Annotated in this window: 17 protein-coding genes and 1 pseudogene; 9 read left to right on the top strand and 9 right to left on the bottom strand. The window is 61.6% G+C overall.

Annotation, left to right across the window (positions count from 1 at the left end; all coding sequences use genetic code 11):
• Positions 1-26 precede the first annotated feature (26 nt).
• The 7 genes from ACCD00_RS18405 to ACCD00_RS18375 all read right to left on the bottom strand — a co-directional run bounded on the left by ACCD00_RS18405 (position 27) and on the right by ACCD00_RS18375 (position 7,206).
• A complete protein-coding gene (locus tag ACCD00_RS18405; RefSeq protein WP_413426617.1) occupies positions 27-743 on the bottom strand; it encodes a L,D-transpeptidase family protein in 717 nt (238 codons plus the stop codon).
• Positions 740-1,498, bottom strand: coding sequence for a M15 family metallopeptidase (locus ACCD00_RS18400; protein ID WP_413426615.1), 759 nt, complete (start codon positions 1,496-1,498; stop codon positions 740-742). Before ACCD00_RS18400 ends, ACCD00_RS18405 begins: the two co-directional genes overlap by 4 nt.
• Positions 1,499-1,529: 31 nt before the next feature.
• The gene (lipA, locus tag ACCD00_RS18395) at positions 1,530-2,522 is read right to left on the bottom strand and encodes a lipoyl synthase (protein WP_413426613.1); all 993 of its coding nucleotides are present in this window, start codon (positions 2,520-2,522) and stop codon (positions 1,530-1,532) included.
• A gap of 139 nt (positions 2,523-2,661) precedes the next feature.
• Positions 2,662-3,918 (bottom strand): serine hydroxymethyltransferase, encoded by a 1,257-nt coding sequence (gene glyA, locus ACCD00_RS18390; protein WP_413426611.1) that lies wholly within the window; start codon positions 3,916-3,918, stop codon positions 2,662-2,664.
• 30 nt (positions 3,919-3,948) lie between these two features.
• The gene (gcvH, locus tag ACCD00_RS18385) at positions 3,949-4,332 is read right to left on the bottom strand and encodes a glycine cleavage system protein GcvH (RefSeq protein WP_413426609.1); all 384 of its coding nucleotides are present in this window, start codon (positions 4,330-4,332) and stop codon (positions 3,949-3,951) included.
• Positions 4,333-4,713: 381 nt separating this feature from the next.
• Positions 4,714-6,222: a sigma-54-dependent transcriptional regulator gene (locus ACCD00_RS18380; protein ID WP_413426607.1), complete on the bottom strand. Its 1,509-nt coding sequence runs from the start codon at positions 6,220-6,222 to the stop codon at positions 4,714-4,716.
• Between the two features lie 69 nt (positions 6,223-6,291).
• The gene (locus ACCD00_RS18375) at positions 6,292-7,206 is read right to left on the bottom strand and encodes a LysR family transcriptional regulator (protein WP_413426605.1); all 915 of its coding nucleotides are present in this window, start codon (positions 7,204-7,206) and stop codon (positions 6,292-6,294) included.
• Between the two features lie 151 nt (positions 7,207-7,357).
• On the opposite strand from ACCD00_RS18375, the gene speB reads away from it, so the two are divergent.
• The 5 genes from speB (at position 7,358) to ACCD00_RS18350 (ending at position 14,217) form a co-directional block, all read left to right on the top strand.
• Positions 7,358-8,356, top strand: coding sequence for an agmatinase (gene speB, locus ACCD00_RS18370; protein WP_413426603.1), 999 nt, complete (start codon positions 7,358-7,360; stop codon positions 8,354-8,356).
• A gap of 65 nt (positions 8,357-8,421) precedes the next feature.
• Complete coding sequence (locus ACCD00_RS18365) at positions 8,422-9,933, top strand: aldehyde dehydrogenase family protein (protein WP_413426601.1); 1,512 nt, start codon at positions 8,422-8,424, stop codon at positions 9,931-9,933.
• 333 nt (positions 9,934-10,266) lie between these two features.
• Positions 10,267-11,841, top strand: coding sequence for a purine-cytosine permease family protein (locus tag ACCD00_RS18360; protein ID WP_413426599.1), 1,575 nt, complete (start codon positions 10,267-10,269; stop codon positions 11,839-11,841).
• A gap of 17 nt (positions 11,842-11,858) precedes the next feature.
• Positions 11,859-13,547, top strand: coding sequence for a choline dehydrogenase (betA, locus tag ACCD00_RS18355; protein ID WP_413426664.1), 1,689 nt, complete (start codon positions 11,859-11,861; stop codon positions 13,545-13,547).
• A gap of 211 nt (positions 13,548-13,758) precedes the next feature.
• Positions 13,759-14,217 (top strand): GNAT family N-acetyltransferase, encoded by a 459-nt coding sequence (locus tag ACCD00_RS18350; protein WP_413426597.1) that lies wholly within the window; start codon positions 13,759-13,761, stop codon positions 14,215-14,217.
• 1 nt (position 14,218) lies between these two features.
• On the opposite strand, the gene ACCD00_RS18345 is transcribed toward ACCD00_RS18350, so the two are convergent.
• Positions 14,219-14,536 (bottom strand): NIPSNAP family protein, encoded by a 318-nt coding sequence (locus tag ACCD00_RS18345; RefSeq protein ID WP_413426595.1) that lies wholly within the window; start codon positions 14,534-14,536, stop codon positions 14,219-14,221.
• Positions 14,537-14,752: 216 nt separating this feature from the next.
• Between ACCD00_RS18345 and ACCD00_RS18340 the strand changes: the two are divergent.
• The 3 genes and pseudogenes from ACCD00_RS18340 to ACCD00_RS18330 all read left to right on the top strand — a co-directional run.
• Positions 14,753-15,085: pseudogene (locus ACCD00_RS18340) on the top strand (hypothetical protein); the annotation flags it as partial.
• Between the two features lie 191 nt (positions 15,086-15,276).
• Complete coding sequence (locus ACCD00_RS18335) at positions 15,277-15,939, top strand: ATPase (RefSeq protein ID WP_413426593.1); 663 nt, start codon at positions 15,277-15,279, stop codon at positions 15,937-15,939.
• Positions 15,940-16,003: 64 nt separating this feature from the next.
• Positions 16,004-16,342: a hypothetical protein gene (locus ACCD00_RS18330; RefSeq protein WP_413426591.1), complete on the top strand. Its 339-nt coding sequence runs from the start codon at positions 16,004-16,006 to the stop codon at positions 16,340-16,342.
• 170 nt (positions 16,343-16,512) lie between these two features.
• Here the strand turns inward: ACCD00_RS18330 and ppk2 are convergent, their stop codons facing one another.
• Positions 16,513-17,430: a polyphosphate kinase 2 gene (gene ppk2 / locus ACCD00_RS18325; RefSeq protein ID WP_413426589.1), complete on the bottom strand. Its 918-nt coding sequence runs from the start codon at positions 17,428-17,430 to the stop codon at positions 16,513-16,515.
• Positions 17,431-17,607: 177 nt separating this feature from the next.
• On the opposite strand from ppk2, the gene ACCD00_RS18320 reads away from it, so the two are divergent.
• Positions 17,608-17,870: Ppx/GppA phosphatase family protein (locus ACCD00_RS18320; protein ID WP_413426587.1), on the top strand; the 263-nt coding region annotated here is incomplete at its 3' end.

Genomic DNA, 17,870 nt, shown 5'->3' with positions numbered 1-17,870 from the left:
CCGGTAGCACCTATGGAAGTATTTGATTAACGCTTCGGTAGGCTCCAGCGCTCACGCAACTGTTCGTACTGCGCTTCGGGCAGTTGCACCAGCACCGGGGATTTGCCCGGGTCCAGCCAGTTGAACAACCGCGCGATATCCGCCGGGGCCATGGCGGTGCAGCCGCGAGTCGGCGCCGTGGGGCCGCGCCAGATGTGGAAGAAAATGCATGATCCGGCGGCGGGAGTGGCCAGGGTGTTGTGCCGGATGAATATGCCCTGGCGGTACAGGTCATCACTGCGGCGCATGCGTTCGGAACTGCTCCAGTCTCTTGCTACGGCCGAGCTGTCGACCAATTCGTTGTAGCGAGCTGACTGGCTGTCGTCCACGCATTCGATGGTCGCTGTCAGCGCCAGGTAGGGCAGGCGGGTTTCGGCTGAAGGTTCGTAGCCAAACGCCGTGCCCAGATCGAACACTCCAGCCGGGGCCTTGCCGTCGCCTTCCTGTTTGACCGGCCCTTCAGGTCGTCCGGGGTTGAGTTGGCCCTTGCCCCAGCCCATACCGTTCTTGCCGAGCACCACCGCAAAGGGGGCTTCGAATTTTTCAAAAGTCTGGCCGTGCCGTTCATAGCGCTGGGCAGTGGCCTGACTGTCATCCCAGCTTTTGCTGGTGACCACGATCAGTTGATCGCTGCCGTCGAGTCCTTGAGCCATTGCGGCCAGCGGAAAAATCGCCACCAACAGGGTCTTGAGGTGAATGTTCATGGCGCAAGCGGCGTGATGGGGAAGTCCATGACGTCCGGCTTCTGCGGATTCCCGCTGTACGTGAAGTGCCACCACTCGGCGGAGTAACCAACAAAACCTTCTTTGGCCATGGCCTGGGTAAGTCGCTGACGATTGGCCTTGGCCGTGGCGTTGATCAATGTCGAATCGGTGTGTGCACGCTCATCGAAGCAGTCAAAACCGGTGCCCATGTCGAGCGCACCGTCGTGCCAGCGCTGGCCGTAAGGCGCGGTGCAATCCACCGGCGTGGCCGCAGGTGTCCAGGTGTCGGCGGGCAGGGCGTCGGGGCCGGTCAGGGTCAGGTCGACGGTGTTGCCCCGGGAATGATTGGACACCCGGGCCACATAACCCAGGCGCCAGAAATCCTGCTTGTCGACCCGTGGATAGAACTCGGTCTTGAGCGGGTCACCGGGTTCGCTGGCAAAGCGGCCCATGTCCGCCACTGCACGGCTCGGGCGATAGCAATCGAACACCTTCAAACCGTAGCCCTCGGCTTCAAGCGCCGTTTGCACCCGGACCAGGGCGTTGGCGGCATCCGCCGACAGCAAGCATTCTGCCGCCTGGTAGCCGTCGAGCGGGTGCCCGGTAAAGTTGTGGGCGCTGGCGTAGCGAATGTCCTGCCCGATGCCCGGGGCAATGCTGCGCACATACACCATGTGCCCGGGTTTCGCCTCGTCGGCCATGCACGGCAGGGCAAGGCTCAGGCACAGCATCGACAGACAGGGTGAACGAAACATCGGGAACGGCTCCATGCATGACCAGTCACCATCATGATGGCTTGAAACCGTCTGCACCTCCATGAAGTTGTTGATCGGCGTGATAGGACGAACGCACCAGCGGCCCGGACGCCACGTTCCTGAAGCCCATGCGCGTGCCTTCCTCGGCGAACCAGGCAAAGGTGTCCGGGTGCACGAAGCGCTGCACCGGCAAGTGACTGCGCGAGGGCTGCAGGTACTGGCCGAGGGTCAGCATGTCGATATCGTGCTCGCGCATGCGCTGCATGACCTCGATGACTTCCTCGTCGGTCTCGCCCAGGCCCAGCATCAGGCCGGATTTGGTCGGTACGCGGGGCACGGCGAGCTTGAATTTTTGCAGCAGGTCCAGCGACCACTCGAAGTCCGAGCCCGGCCGCGCGGCCTTGTACAGGCGCGGTACGGTTTCCAGGTTGTGGTTGAACACATCCGGCGGCTCATCGGCGGTGATCGCCAGGGCCACGTCCATGCGTCCACGATAATCCGGCACCAGGGTTTCCAGTTGCACGCCGGGCGACAGCTTGCGGATCTCGCGCAGGCAATCGACAAAGTGCCGGGCACCGCCGTCGCGCAAATCGTCGCGGTCCACCGAAGTGATCACCACGTACTTCAGGCGCAGTTCGGCAATGGCCACGGCCAGGTTCATCGGTTCGTTAGCGTCCAGTGGCCTGGGCCGGCCATGGCCGACATCGCAGAACGGACAGCGCCGGGTGCAGATGTCGCCCATGATCATGAAGGTCGCGGTGCCACCGGAGAAACATTCACCGAGGTTCGGGCACGAGGCTTCTTCGCAGACGCTGTGCAGCTTGTGCTTGCGCAACAGTTGCTTGATCCGCTCGACCTCGGGAGAGACCGGCATGCGCACGCGAATCCAGTCGGGTTTGCGCGGGAACTCATCCGTGGGAATGATCTTCACCGGAATCCGCGCGACCTTTTGCGCGCCACGCAGTTTGGTGCCGACTTCCACTTTGGCCGGGCTGTTGCCGGCCGATTCGACAATGGCGTTCATGATGCTTTCCTTGTGCACAGACCTGTAGGAGCGAGCTTGCTCGCGATGGTCGCCAATGATTACGCGCGCATTCAGGATTAACGCGGTGCCTTTGGGTTCTTCGCGAGCAAGCTCGCTCCTACAGGGGGGTTGTGTTTGCTCAGTCGCGATAGACCGGGAAGTCCGCACACAGGGCGGCAGCCTGGCGGGCGACATTGGCCTCGATGTCGGCATCGCCGAGGTGATCGAGGATGTCGCAGATCCAGCCAGCCAGCGCAATGCTTTGCGCTTCCTTGAAGCCACGGCTGGTGATCGCCGGCGTTCCGATGCGCAGGCCGGACGTCACGAACGGCGATTGCGGATCGTTGGGCACGGCGTTCTTGTTCACGGTGATGCCGGCACGCCCGAGGGTGGCGTCGGCATCCTTGCCGGTCAGGCCCTGGCGGATCAGGCTGACCAGGAACAGATGGTTGTCGGTGCCGCCGGACACCACGTCATACCCGCGCTCGATAAACACCTGCGCCATGGCCTGGGCGTTACGGATCACTTGCGCCTGATAGGTTTTGAAGCCTGGCTCCAGCGCTTCCTTGAAGCACACGGCCTTGGCGGCGATCACGTGCATCAGCGGGCCACCCTGACCGCCGGGGAACACTGCGGCGTTGAGCTTTTTCTCAAGCTCCGCATTGGCTTTGGCCAGAATCAGACCGCCACGCGGACCGCGCAGGGTCTTGTGCGTGGTGGTGGTGACCACGTCGGCGTAGGGCAGGGGATTGGGGTACAGACCCGTGGCCACCAGGCCGGCGACGTGGGCCATGTCGACGAAGAAGTACGCGCCGACCTTGTCCGCAATCTGGCGAAAGCGCGGGAAGTCCAGAGTCTTCGAGTAAGCCGAGAACCCGGCGATGATCATCTTCGGCTTGTGCTCGACCGCCAGGCGCTCGACTTCGTCGTAATCGATCAGGCCCGTGGTGGTGTCGATGCCGTACTGCACGGCGTTGTACAGCTTGCCGGAAAAACTCACCTTGGCGCCGTGGGTCAGGTGCCCGCCATGGGCCAGGCTCATGCCGAGCACGGTGTCGCCGGCCTGCAGCAGGGCCAGATAAACCGCCGCGTTGGCCTGGCTGCCGGAGTGCGGCTGGACGTTGGCGTAATCGGCGCCGAACAACTGTCTGGCGCGGTCGATGGCCAGTTGCTCGACCACATCGACGTGCTCGCAGCCGCCGTAGTAGCGCTTGCCCGGATAGCCTTCGGCGTACTTGTTGGTCAGGCCGCTGCCTTGCGCTTGCATCACCCGTTGGCTGGTGTAGTTTTCCGAGGCGATCAGTTCGATATGGTGTTCCTGCCGCGCATCTTCGGCGTTCATCGCCGCCAGCAGTTCGTCGTCATAGCCTTTGATCTGGTCGTGCTTGCTGAACATGGTGTGATCCTTGTGTGGAAGGGGTGGGCTTCAGGCGTCGGCGTGTTCTGCGGTCAGGCGCTCGTAGGCGTCCTGATCCAGCAAGTCGCTCAACGCCTCGACATCGACCGGTTTGAAGCGAAAGAACCAGCCTTCGCCCAAGGGGTCTTCATTGACCAGTTCCGGAGTGCTCTCGAGCGTCGCGTTGATCTCGACCACTTCACCGTCCAGTGGCATGCCGATACTGCTGGCGGCTTTCACCGATTCCAGCACCGACACTTCAGCGCCTGCAGCGAAGGCGCCCAGTTCAGGTACCTGAACGAATACCACATCCCCCAGCGCCTGCTGGGCAAACGCGGTGATGCCGACGGTGACCAGGCCATTGCTCTCAAGGCGCAACCATTCGTGATCGACGGTAAAACGCAATTGGCTCATATCAACTCCTTATTGTTTTAAGGCTCGAGGCGGGGCGACGAGCGGGGTTGGAGGAGTGATAGCAAGGGCGGTGCCAATGTTATTTATTTGTTTTAAATCAATCACATGGAGTGATTTTGTAAGGCGCTGGAGATTTCTGCTGTATTGAAATGAATACAGGTAAACCGGGCTGTGGGGGCGGACGCCGTAATGGCGGGTGGGAAAGGTTTTGTCTTGATTTCGCTACGCTGTATCGATTTGAAGACGAAGAACCCGGCAACAACACTGATCCCCTGTGGGAGCGGGCTTGCTCGCGAATGCAGTGTGTCATTCACCGTCAATGTCGCCTGACCCACCGCTTTCGCGAGCAAGCCCGCTCCCACAATTTTGACCGAGCCAGGTTCAGGGTTTGGCGGGAATCCCGTATTTGCGCAGGCGAATCGCAATCGCGCTATGGGACGTCTGCAACCGTGCAGCGAGCAAGCGGCTGGACGGGTAGCTGCGATAAAGCTGTTCCAGCAGGTTCTTTTCAAAGTCGCCCACAGCCTCTTCCAGGCTGCCGACTTCGCCGTCGTTTTGCCGTTCAACAGCGGTGCGGGCGATGTCGAGGTCGTCGATGTCCACCAGCGGATTTTCGCAAATCGCCGCCGCGCGAAAGATCACGTTTTGCAGTTGCCGCACGTTGCCCGGCCAGCGGTTGCCGAGCAGGGCGCCGAAGGTACTCGGTGCCAGACGACACGCCGGTCGCTGGATCTGTGCACAGGCCTGTTGCATGAAGTGATTGGCCATCAACAGGATGTCGTGACCGCGCTCGCGCAACGGCGGTACTTGCAGGTTGAGCACGTTGAGGCGGTAGAACAGGTCTTCGCGAAAACGCCCTTCGGTGACCATTTTTTCCAGGTCACGGTGGGTCGCACTGAGTACCCGCACATTGACCCGCACCTCCTTGTCGCCACCCACCCGACGGAAGCAGCCATCACTCAGAAAACGCAGCAACTTGGCTTGCAAGTACGGTGACATTTCCCCGACTTCATCGAGGAACACCGTGCCCTGGTCGGCCAGTTCCAGCAGGCCGAGCTTGCCACCCCGTTGCGCGCCGGTGAAGGCGCCGGGGGCGTAGCCGAACAGCTCGCTCTCGGCCAGACTCTCCGGCAGTGCCGCGCAGTTCAGGGCCAGGAACGGCGCGTCGTGCCGTGGGCTGATGGCGTGGCAGGCGCGGGCCACCAGCTCCTTGCCGGTGCCGGTTTCACCCTGGATCAACAGCGGCGCATCGAGGGCCGCCACCCGTTGCGCACGCGCCTTGAGCGCGCGGATCGGCGGTGATTCGCCGAGCAGCGCATCGAAGCCTTCGGCATGGTCGTGGTGCAGCGCCGACAGGCGTTCACCGATGCGATTGGGTTGATACAGGGTGAGCAGGGCGCCGGCGTCGGTGATCGGCATTGCATCGAGAAGAAACGTCTGGCCACCGAGACTGACCTCGTGCATAGGCAGGCGGAAATGGTGATCGATCAAGGTGCGTTGCAAGTCGGCATCGTCGAACAGCGCGGTCAGCGATTCACCGGCCGGTTCGCGTCCGCAGAGGGCGATCAGCGCCGGGTTGGCCAGCAGCACATGTCCACGGTCATCCACCGCCAGCACCGGGTCGGAACTCGCTGCCAGCAAGGCGTCCAGTTGCAGGCGCCGGCGTTGCCCCGGAAGGATGTCGACCATGGTCACCGCTTGCACGCCGCGTACGTCGAAAAGTGCCTCTCGCAGTTCTTCGAGCACGTCGGCGCCGAGGGTCGGGGCGTCGATGTAGACGTTCGGCGGCACCATCTCGACGGCGTCCAGATTGAAACTGCGTCCACCGAGCAGGGCCAGCACTTCCTGGGTGATTCCGACGCGGTCGATGAAGGTGACGTGGATGCGCATGACGGGCCTGCAAGGTTGGCGAACTAAAATCAGTATGCCCGGCAAAATTTGAATTTGGCGAGCGTCACATCAGGGCTTGGCGGTTTTACGGGCGCTGGCGGCCAGGTCCTCAAGGAACGCCTGCAGGATCGGCGGCGGTGCCGTGCCGCGCCGGGTGATCACATCGAACGGCGACTTCAGGCGCAGACTTGCGGGCGCCAGTTGATGCATCTCGCCGCTCTTCACCCACTGGCTGGCGAAGTGCTCGGGCAGGAAGCCCACATAGGCGCCGGAGATGATCAGGATGGCCGACGCCTCGATGTTGTCCACGGTGGCCGCCGCCTTGGTGATACCCAGGTGTTCCAGGTCGTATTGCTGCATGTAGCCACGCACGACGATGCGCCCCGCGCCGACCTCTTCGAGCAGCTCGGCGCCCTCGGCCTGGCTGCCGAACAACGGGTGTCGCCGGCCGCAATACAAGCCCAGGGCTTCCTGGTACAGCGGCGATTGCAACAGGCCCGGCACATGGATCGGGAAGTGCCCGATAGCCAGGTGCAGGCGGCCGTCGAGCACCCGTTCTTCGAGTTCTGCCGGGGTGCCGACGTACACGTTCAGGTGCACGTCATGCCCGCGGGAGACGAAGCGCTGGGTGGTGCGCGGAATTGGCGAGTCGGGGTCGGTAATCGTGGTGTCGATGATCCCCAGGTTGAGCTTGCCGCTGATGTGCTGCTTGAGCACGTCGGCGTCCATACAGAAATTCTCCACCGCCGACAGCAGGCGCTGGGTGGCTTCATGAATCGCCACGCCTTGTTCGGTCAGGCGAAAGCCACTGCGCCCGCGCTGGCAGAGTTTGACGCCGAGCCGGGTTTCCAGGTGGGTCATCTGTTCGCTGATGGTCGACTGCCCGGCATTCAACGCTGCCTGCGCGGCCGAGAAGCCGCCGCAGCGCACAATCGTGGCAAACACCCTGAGCAGTTTCAGGTCGACATCGTGCAGCTGGATCATCGGGGACCTCCGGCATGGGGATGCATCGGTAATGCCGATATGAGTATCTGATGTTTAGCATTTTTTCCACGAAAACCTGCGCCCATAGTCTTTCCAACGGCGGTCGCCTTGCAGTCCGCCAGGCCGATAACAAGAAGTGGAGAGGCTAGAAATGTCGAACAACGGTTATGAATCCGGTCGCCTGAACCTGCCATTCGTGGGTCATTGCACCTTTGGCAAATCCCCGGTGTGCACCGATTGGGATGCACTGGATGCCGACGTCGCGGTACTTGGCGTGCCCAACGACATGGGCACCCAGTGGCGCTCCGGCGCACGCTTCGGACCACGAGGGATTCGTGAAGCATCGACGCTGTTTTCCTTCGGCCATGCCGGCGCCTACGATCACGAAGATGACGTGATGTACCTCACCGCATCGGATGTGCGCATGGTCGACGTCGGTGATGCCGACATCGTCCACACCGACATGGCCACCAGCAACAAGAACACCGAATACGCCGTGCGCAAGATCCTCGATGCCGGCGTGATGCCGGTGGTGCTCGGCGGTGATCACTCGGTGCACGCGCCGGTGATCAAGGCTTTCGAAGGGCGTGGCCCGATCCACATCATTCACTTCGATGCGCACCTGGACTTCGTCGACGAGCGCCACGGTGTTCGCTACGGCCACGGCAACCCGCTGCGCCGCGCCTCGGAAATGAATCACATCGTCGGCATGACCCAGATGGGCATTCGCAACGTGTCGTCCTCCAACCGTGATGACTATGAGGCAGCCCACGAAGCCGGCTCGAAAATCCTCTCGGTGCGCGACGTGCGTCGCCTCGGCGTCGAGGGTGTGCTGGCGCTGATCCCGCAGAACATCAACTACTACATCACCATCGACATCGACGGTTTCGACCCGTCCATCGCCCCCGGCACCGGCACCCCGAGCCACGGCGGCTTCCTCTACTACGAAGTGCTGGAAATCATCCAGGCCCTGGCCAAGCGCAGCAAAGGCAACATCGTCGGCATGGACCTGGTGGAAGTGGCACCGGTCTACGACCCGACCGGCATGACCTCGATTCTCGCCGCGCAACTGCTGCTCAACAGCATCGGTTTCATCTTCCACGAGCGGGGCAAGGTGCGGGCCGCCGAGAGTGAAGCCGTTCCGGTCTGACAGCCTTTCCGATCATCGAAACCAGTGACCCGGCAGGACCTGTCTGCCGGGCAGAGAGAACAAAAATGGACACGATCGTCAAAAATTACCTGCAGAAGTTCGGCGTCAGCGAAGCCACCCAGACCTTCCTCGGCAAGGTCCAGAAAATGTTCATCGGCGGCGCCTGGGTCGAGTCCGGCAACGGCGAAACCTCCGATGTTATCGAACCCTCGACCGAAGGCCTGCTCACCCGCATTCCCATGGGTACCGTCGATGACCTGGACCGCGCCGTACAAGCCGCGCGCGCCCAGTTCGACGGCGGCGCCTGGCGTCAGGCCAAACCGGCCGAGCGCGAGCGGATGATGCAACGCCTGGCCGACCTGATCGAACAGAACGCTGCCGAACTGGCGGAAATCGAATCGATCGACATGGGCAAATCCGTGGCCTTCGCCAAGGACGTGGACATCCAGGGCACCGTCGATACCCTGCGTTACTTCGCCGGCTGGGCCACCAAACTGCACGGCCGTACCGTCGAACCTTCGCTGCCGGGCAACTACCTGGCCTATACCCGCAAGGAAGCGGTCGGCGTGGTCGGCGCCATCGTGCCGTGGAACTTCCCGCTGCAGACCATGGCCTGGAAGCTCGGCGCGGCACTGGCGACTGGTTGCACAGTGGTGGTCAAGCCCGCCGAACTGACCTCGTTGTCGGCCCTGCGTTTCGCTGAACTGGTGCAGGAAGCGGGCATCCCCGACGGCGTGATCAACATCGTCACCGGGCGTGGCAGCGTGGTCGGTGCGGCCATGGCTACCCACCCCGGCATCGACAAACTGACCTTCACCGGTTCGACCCCGGTCGGCCAGACTGTCGGCCGCGCAGCGCTGGATGACATGAAGCGCCTGACCCTCGAACTCGGTGGTAAATCACCGGTCATCGTTTGCGCCGACGCCGACATCCCGGCCGCCGCCCAAGCGGTCGCCAACGGCGTGTTTTTCAACTCCGGGCAGGTATGCGACGCCGGTACGCGGGCCTATATTCATAGCAGCGTCTACGACGAATTCCTGCGTGAGCTGATCGCCTACACACGCACCCTGAAAATGGCCCCGGGCCTGGACCCGGACTGCTTCATCGGCCCGCTGGTCTCGGCCCTGCAGAAGCAGCGCGTGACCGAGTACATCGAAACCGGCAAGGCCGAAGGCGCCGAGCTGGTCTACGGCGGCCAACCGGTCGATGGCCCAGGCTTCTTCGTCGAGCCGACCATCTTCGCCCACTGCCGCAACGACATGCGCATTGTCCAGGAAGAGATCTTCGGCCCGGTGCTGGTCACCGCACCGTTCGACGATGAAGAAGAGGCACTGGCCCTGGCCAACGACTCGCCTTATGGCCTGGCTGCCGCACTGTATTCCAACGACCTCGGGAAAGTGCACAGCCTGATCCCGCGCCTCAAGGCCGGCTCGGTCTACGTCAACGCCCACGGCACCCTCGATCCGTCGATGCCGTTCGGTGGCTACAAGCAGTCCGGATTCGGCAAGGACCTGGGCGCCGAGCAGCTCGATTACCTGCTCGAAACCAAGGCGGTGTGGATCACGCTGCCAGGCTGACCCGCCCTCTGTAGGAGCGAGCTCGCTCGCGATGAACCCGGGAACACCGCGGGGTGTCAGGTTGCCAGCGTTATCGTTGACGACCATCGCGAGCAAGCTCGCTCCTACAGTCCGGTACGGTTTCAGCAACAACGCCAGGTAGGCACGAGTGTACTCAATCCCTGTAGGAGCGAGCTCGCTCGCGATGAACCCAGGAGCAACACGGGGTGTCAGGTTGCCAGCGTTATCGTTGGCTACCATCGCGAGCAGGCTCGCTCCTACAAATTAATCGGCACGGACGCGCGAAAAGAACGCGGTTATCTCGTCATGATCTTCCAACAATAAGAGTCCGTCATGAACACTAACGCCAAGTCCGCCACGAGCGTGTCCGCCCTCGACGAAAAATCCGTCGTCGAGGGGCATTCGATCGACTTCATCCCCGAGAACGAGCGCACCGACAAACTGTCGAGCCAGGGCCCGTTCTGGTTCCTCGGCAATTTCACCTTCTTCACCATGACCATCGGCTTCGTTGGCCCAAGCGTCGGCCTGACCGCGCTCTGGACCACGCTCGCCGGCACGCTGGGCATCATGTTCGGCACGCTGTTCATGGCGTTTCACGGCTCGCAAGGCCCGCACCTTGGCCTGCCGCAGATGATCCAGTCCCGTGCGCAGTTCGGTTATCGCGGGGTGATCCTGGTATTGCTGGCGACGCTGTTCGTGTTCGCCGGCTTCAACATCGTCAACCTGGTGCTGATGATGCAGGGGCTGCACACACTGTTCGGGTTCAACCCGGCGGTGATCGCGGTGGCGGTGACCATACCGGCGGCGGTGCTGGCGATTCTCGGCCATGACTGGATGCACCGCAGCTTCAAATGGGCGTTGTTCCTGTCGCTGCCGCTGTATGGCCTGGTGACCGTGGCAGTGTTGATGGGTTGGGTGCCGGACGCGGCCATGCCGGCGCTGGCGGCGGGTGAAGCGGCCCCGGCGCCACTGGGTTTCAACTGGACCGGTTTCATCGCGCAGTTTGCCGCAGCCGCCAGTTACAACATTGCCTATGCGCCTTATGTGTCGGACTACTCGCGCTACCTGCCAAAGAACACGTCCAGCGGCAAGTTGATCGCGGTGGTGTTCCTCGGGGCTTCACTGTCCGGTGCGTGGATGATTTCGGTAGGCGGCTGGTTGGCCGATCACCTGCACTCCACTGACGTGCTGGTCGCCCTCGGGCAAGTCGGCAACACCGTGTCGCCGCTGGTGGGCACGGCGGTGGTGGTGGTCACCATCCTGGCGTTCCTGCCGGTGATCGCGATGAACATCTACAGCGCCAAGCTGACCACGCTGACCTGCGTCGACTCGATCAGGCACATCGAACCGACGCGCAAGGCTCGCATCCTCGCCATCGGCTTCGTGATCCTGCTGCAACTGGGCGTGGCCCTGAGCATCCAGAGTTCCGGCAAAGGCCTGTCGGTGCTGGGGATCTACCTGGTGGTGATGCTGTACTTCCTGGTGCCCTGGACCTCGGTCAACCTCACCGACTACTTCTTCGTGCGCAAGGGCCGCTACGCCATCCCGCACTTCTTCATGCCCCACGGCAACATCTATGGCAGCTGGGGACTGCGCGGTATCGCCGCCTATGCCATCGGTTTTGTCTCGATGATCCCGTTCTTCTACATCTTCGATGGCGTTGAACAGCGCGAGGTGTATGTCGGCCCGCTCGCCAAGGCGCTAGGCAGCATCGACATTGCCTGGCTGGTCGGGCTGATCGTGTCGGGGCTGGCGTACTACTGGCTGAGCCGCTCGATCGACCTCAAGCGCGAAGAAGCGGTGATCCAGCAGATCGAAAAAGCCTCCCCGCAATACACCACCGGCGACACGCTGACCCACAAGCAGCAACCACTGCCGGTATTCACTGAATCGACGGTCGGGAGATAGTCATGACCACGCAAAAAATGGCAACGCAAAAATACGACTACATCATCATTGGCGCAGGATCGGCAGGTTGTGTGTTGGCCAACCGCCTGAGCGAAGACCCGGCCACCTCGGTGCTGGTCCTGGAATTCGGCGGCAGCGACAAGAGCGTAGTGATCCAGATGCCCAGTGCCTTCTCGATCCCGATGAACACCAAGAAGTACAACTGGCGCTACGAGACCGAGCCGGAGACTTACCTCAACGGCCGGCGCATTCACTGCCCACGGGGCAAGGTGCTGGGCGGATCGTCGTCGATCAACGGCCTGGTGTACATCCGTGGCCATGCGCTGGACTTTGATGAGTGGGAATCCCTGGGCGCTGAAGGCTGGGGCTATCGCAACTGCCTGCCGTACTTCAAGCGCGCCGAGAGCTATGAATCGGGTGGCGACAGCTACCGCGGGCAAACCGGGCCGCTGCACACCACCAACGGCAACCACATGAAAAACCCGCTGTACGGTGCCTGGGTCGAAGCCGGTGCGGAGGCGGGCTACATCAAGACCGAAGACTGCAACGGCTACATGCAGGAAGGCTTCGGTGCCATGCACATGACCGTGAAGAATGGCGTGCGCTGCTCCACCGCCAACGCGTACCTGCGCCCGGCCATGGGCCGGCCGAACCTGACGGTGATCACCCATGCGATGACGCGGCAGGTCATCCTCGAAGGCAAGCGTGCGGTCGGGGTCATGTATGACCAGGGTGGCCAGACCCATCAGGTGTATTGCAACCGCGAAGTGCTCATCTCGTCCGGGCCGATCGGCTCGCCGCACCTGCTGCAACGCTCGGGCATCGGCCCGGCGCACGTCCTGCGCAAGGCCGGGATCGGCATACGCCATGACCTGCCGGGAGTAGGGGAGAACCTGCAGGATCACGCCGAGGTGTACATCCAGTTCGGCTGCAAGGAACCGGTGACCCTCAACAGCAAGATGGACCCGCTGAGCAAACTGATGATCGGTCTGCGCTGGCTGCTGTTCAAGGACGGCCTGGGCGCCACCAACCACTTCGAGGCCGGTGGTTTCATCCGCTCCGAGAAGGGCCTGCGCTGGCCGGACATCCAGTTCCACTTCCTGCCGGCAGCGATGCGCTACGACGGCAACAAGCCGATCAAGGGCCACGGCTTCATGGTGCTTACCGGGCCGAACAAACCGAAAAGTCGCGGCTATGTGCGGGTTCGTTCGGCCGACCCGTACGAGCATCCGGAAATCCGTTTCAACTACCTGGAGCGGGAAGAGGATCGCGAAGGTTTCCGCCGCTGTATCCGCCTGACCCGCGAGATCATCGGCCAGAAAGCCATGGACCGTTTCCGCGACGGCGAAATCGCCCCGGGCGCGCAGGTGACCAGCGACGAAGACCTCGACGCCTTCGTGCGCGACAACCTGGAAAGCACCTACCATCCCTGCGGTTCGTGCCGCATGGGCGAGGACGACATGGCGGTGGTCGATTCCCAATTGCGCGTACATGGCATCGCCGGTCTGCGGGTGATCGATTCGTCGGTGTTCCCGACCGAGCCGAACGGCAACCTCAATGCACCGACCATCATGCTCGCCGAACGCGCCGCCGATCTGGTGCGTGGCGTGCAGATGTTGCCGGCGTCGGATGTACCGGTGGGGCTGGTCGAAGGCTGGGAGAGCAGCCAGCGTACTTCGCTGCCGGGGCGTAACGTGCGGGTCTGACCGCAACCCGCGATCCAATGTGGGAACTCAGTGTGGGAGCGGGCTTGCTCGCGAAAGCGGTGTGTCATTCAACATTTATGTCGACTGACACGACCTCTTCGCGAGCAAGCCCGCTCCCACAGTGGACGGCGGTGAATTCAGAAAGTTTTACCCCGCAGTTCCGTCGCCATTGCTAGTCTGTAATTCCTTGAGACCGCAATGGAGCACCCTCATGGCTATACAGGCCCTGCGCGCCGACGCATCGCATATCGACCAGATCGCCCCTTTGTTTGACGCCTACCGGATGTTCTACGAGCAGCCGTCGAACCTGGCGCAATCGCGCGCCTTCATCGCCGAGCGCATTGCCCGGGACGAATCGGTGATCTTTCTTGCCCGGGACAGCGACGGCGAAAACCTCGGCTTCGTCCAGCTGTTCCCGACCTTTTCTTCCATCGACGCCCATCGCACCTGGCTGCTGGGTGACCTGTTCACTACGCCCGCCGCCCGGGGCAAAGGCGTCGGCACATTGCTGATGAACACCGCCCGGGACTTTGCGAAGCTGGCCGGCGGCAAAGGCATGACCCTGGAAACCGCCACCGACAACTTCACCGCCCAGCGTTTGTACGAATCCCTGGGCTGGGTGCGTGACCCCGGTTACTACACCTATTGCCTGGATCTGAAAAAAGACTGAATCAGCGATCCTGTTCGCCAAATACCGGCCGCATGAATGAACGCTCGTAGCTGAGGATGAATTTCTTCTCTTCGGCATATTTGAACGCCGCGAGGCACTGCGGATCGTTCATCGACTGCTGCCGGTAATGCTCGTACGCCGCCAGGCTGGGGAAGGTAAACAAGGCGATGGCGATGTTGTTGGCGCCTTCGGACGGCAAAAAGTAGCCGTGGTGCTGGCCGCCGAATTTTTCCACCAGGGGAATCCACAATTTGCCGTAGTGCTCGAAGGCGTCGAGCTGGTAGGGATCGAGTACGTATTTCAGGTAGCAAGTGACCATTTCTCTCTCCTTGATTGAGGTGCTCAGGACCGTCGTCACTCTAATGTGCATCCGGTGCGCGGCACAGCAGCGAACGCGACTTTGACCGGTGAATTTTCGCCGGATGCCTTGGGTGGACTGTTTTTACCATGGAGACAATGTCAATAGGCCATCATTTTCGTTAGAATGCGCGCCGTCCGAGAGATGGATCCCGGGCGTTTTCCAATGGAGTCTTCAGTGAAATATCTCAGTAAAGTGGCCGCGGTAACCCTGTTCGGTCTGGTGCTTGCCGGTTGCAACAGTGCTCCCATGAATACCCAGCATTACGACAGCAGTCAGTACACCGTCCTGGGCCATAGCGAAGCGAGCGCCACTGGCCTGTTGCTGTTCGGCGTCATTCCGATCCGTCAGAACAGCCGTTTCGTGCGTGCGCAGGACGAGGCGATCAAGGCCAGGGGCGGTGACGCCATGATCAACACTCAGGTGCAGGAACGCTGGTTCTGGGCGTGGGTTCTGACCGGTTACACCACCAAAATCTCCGGCGATGTGGTCAAGCTCAACACGGTTAAAAACCCACCCCACCGGCCCCCCTGGGGCGTGGCAGCACGCCCCCGCCCCACAAAGTGCTTGTCGCTGGTTGACGTCGGCGGCCCCGCACTATCGGTTCAGTCAATAGTCACCATCAAGAATCGCAAGTTCTGTTTTTTGTGCAAAGGCGGAAAATCGCCTGCATTGAATACGCTGCTCAAGGAACCTGCGCGATGAAAATGTTGACCCGACTGGCTGTGATTGCCCTGTTGCTGGGCAGTGTTGCATCCACCGCATCGGCCTACGCCGAGGGCGCGCGCGACTGCCATTTGCCGCCCATCACCGGGAGCCAGGGCGGGCTGCAATACGGGCAGACGGTCGGGGTGCTCTACAGCGAAAACACCCTGGAAAACCTGCAATACCTTGAGCAATACCACTCGGTCGCGGTGAACGGCGCGAAGAACGCACTGGATGCGCGGATTCGCCAGGCGTTCGTCAACAGCTCAGATCCGGACCTGGCCATCGACTGGCTGATGAGTTCGCTGCACCACACCTTCCTGTCGGTGACGGTCTACGACAACCTCGATGCCCTGGTGCAGGCCCACCCGGATGTGGTGGTGATGCTCGATACCCACAACCAATTGCTGACCCAGCGTAACGACCGGGTCGAGGCGCGTTTCGCCGCGCGGTTCTACGACGCCAATCTGCAATACATCGGCAAGGCCGAAGGCGCGGTGGAGAAACAACTGCCGTCGGTGTGGGTACACGACAAGGCCGCGCCCGAGATTGCCGCGCAAATCGAACAGCAACGCGACCTGCAACTGACTGCACTGAAACAGTTCGATGCGTCGTTGAAGGCGCTGGTAACCGCCGGATTGACCGCTACGACAAATTAATTGGCCCGGCGTCCATTGAGCGGCGGGCAACCCGAACCGTGGATTTCTTTTCAGGACCTGATTCATGCGCACTTTTTTCGCCCCAACCCTGGTATTCGCCCCGTTGCTGCTGGCCGGTTGTGCCACACCAAACGATCCGACGCTGACCTTGCAGACCAGCAAGTCGCCTGAGGAATACACCCATTGCGTGGTGCCGAAGTTGCAGCACGATGCGCTCAACCCAACGGTGTCGCAGACCCAGCGCAGCTACCGGATCGTCGTCCCGAGCAAAGTGGCGGCGGACAACGTGCTCGAAACCTACAAGGCCTCGAATGGTGGCAAGGTGTTCCTGTACGAGCGCAAGCTGCTGGCGTCGGCGTTCGTGCCGTCGACGTTCGAGCGAGCGGCGCAGGAATGTCTGTAAGCACAATTTCAGGCAAAAAAAAGCCGCCGGGAGAGGCAGCAGAAAGTTAAAGCACGCATTGGATGGCCTGAGTATGGCGCCTGGTACATGACGATTCGATGACGGATTGATGGCCTTTCATCGGGTAACCCTGCTCATCGCCAAGCAGGGCACCGCTGATTCATGAGTGTTCAGTAAATCTCCGGCACGATGATTTCCTGCGGTACCGGCACCCGCGAATAGTCTTTCTGGCGCACACGCTGCGGCAATTCGATCGTGGGCAACTCGACTTCTTCATAAGGCATCTGGCTGAGCAGGTGATGAATGCAGTTGAGTCGGGCCTTCTTCTTGTCGTCGGCCTGCACCACCCACCAGGGCGCTTCGGCGATGTGGGTGCGTTCGAGCATGATTTCCTTGGCCTTGGTATAGGCCTCCCAGCGGCGGCGCGACTCCAGGTCCATGGGGCTGAGTTTCCACTGCTTGAGCGGATCGTGAATGCGGCTGAGAAAACGCAGGTTCTGTTCCTGGTCGGAAATCGAGAACCAGTACTTGATCAGCTGGATGCCGGAGCGGGCGAGCATGCGCTCGAATTCCGGCACGGTGCGAAAGAATTCCTCGTACTGGTCGTCATTGCAGAACCCCATGACCTTTTCGACCCCGGCGCGGTTGTACCAGCTGCGGTCGAACAGCACGATTTCCCCGGCAGCGGGCAAGTGCGATACATAGCGCTGGAAATACCACTGCGTGCGTTCGCGGTCATTGGGTGCGGGCAGGGCGGCCACCCGGCAAACCCGGGGGTTGAGGCGCTGGGTGATGCGCTTGATCACGCCACCCTTGCCGGCGGCATCGCGGCCTTCGAACAAAATCACCACTTTGTGCCCGGTTTTCACCACCCAGCTCTGCAATTTCACCAGTTCGCCTTGCAGGCGAAACAGTTCGGCGAAGTAACGGCGCCGGGCTTCTTTCTCGCTGCCATCCTCGATGTGTTCATCGAACAGTGCGTCCAGGTTGTGTCCGTCTTCCGATAATTCCAGTTCCAGCTCTTCGTCACTGATATCGAGCAGCTCGCGGTGGATGCGCTGGATCAAGGTGTCCTGATTGGAAAGCATGGTGAGACACTCGCGTCATGGGTGGCACAGCCGACGTTAGTCACAGTTTGTTACGAAGTGGTGATGCCCAGCGTTGTCATCCGGGTGTCATCGAAGCAATGGCAAGATCCTCGCAATCCGTCTTGAGTCCCCGGCGGCCGCCAGCCTGCCGGCAGATGAATGTGCAAGGAACCCCGTATGAAAGACGCCCCGCTTTTTGCCGCCATCGACCTGGGCTCCAATGCGTTTCGCATGATGATTGGCCAGTCGGTGCGACGGAACCAGCAGATGGTCATCCAGGAAGTGAAGACCCTGCGTGAGCCGGTGCGTCTGGCCGAAGGCCTGCAGGGCGGGGCACTCGATGAGCTGGCGCTGGACCGGGGCTGGCAGGCGCTGGCGCGATTCGGCAAGAAATTGCGCGGTTTCGAGGCCGGGCGCGTGCGGGCGGTGGCCACCAGTGC

This window comes from Pseudomonas sp. Pseusp3 (genome assembly GCF_047304225.1).
Lineage (GTDB): Bacteria > Pseudomonadota > Gammaproteobacteria > Pseudomonadales > Pseudomonadaceae > Aquipseudomonas > Aquipseudomonas fluorescens_CD.
The sequence above is the reverse complement of the archived record's forward strand: the minus strand, read 5'-3'. Positions and strand labels throughout refer to the sequence as shown.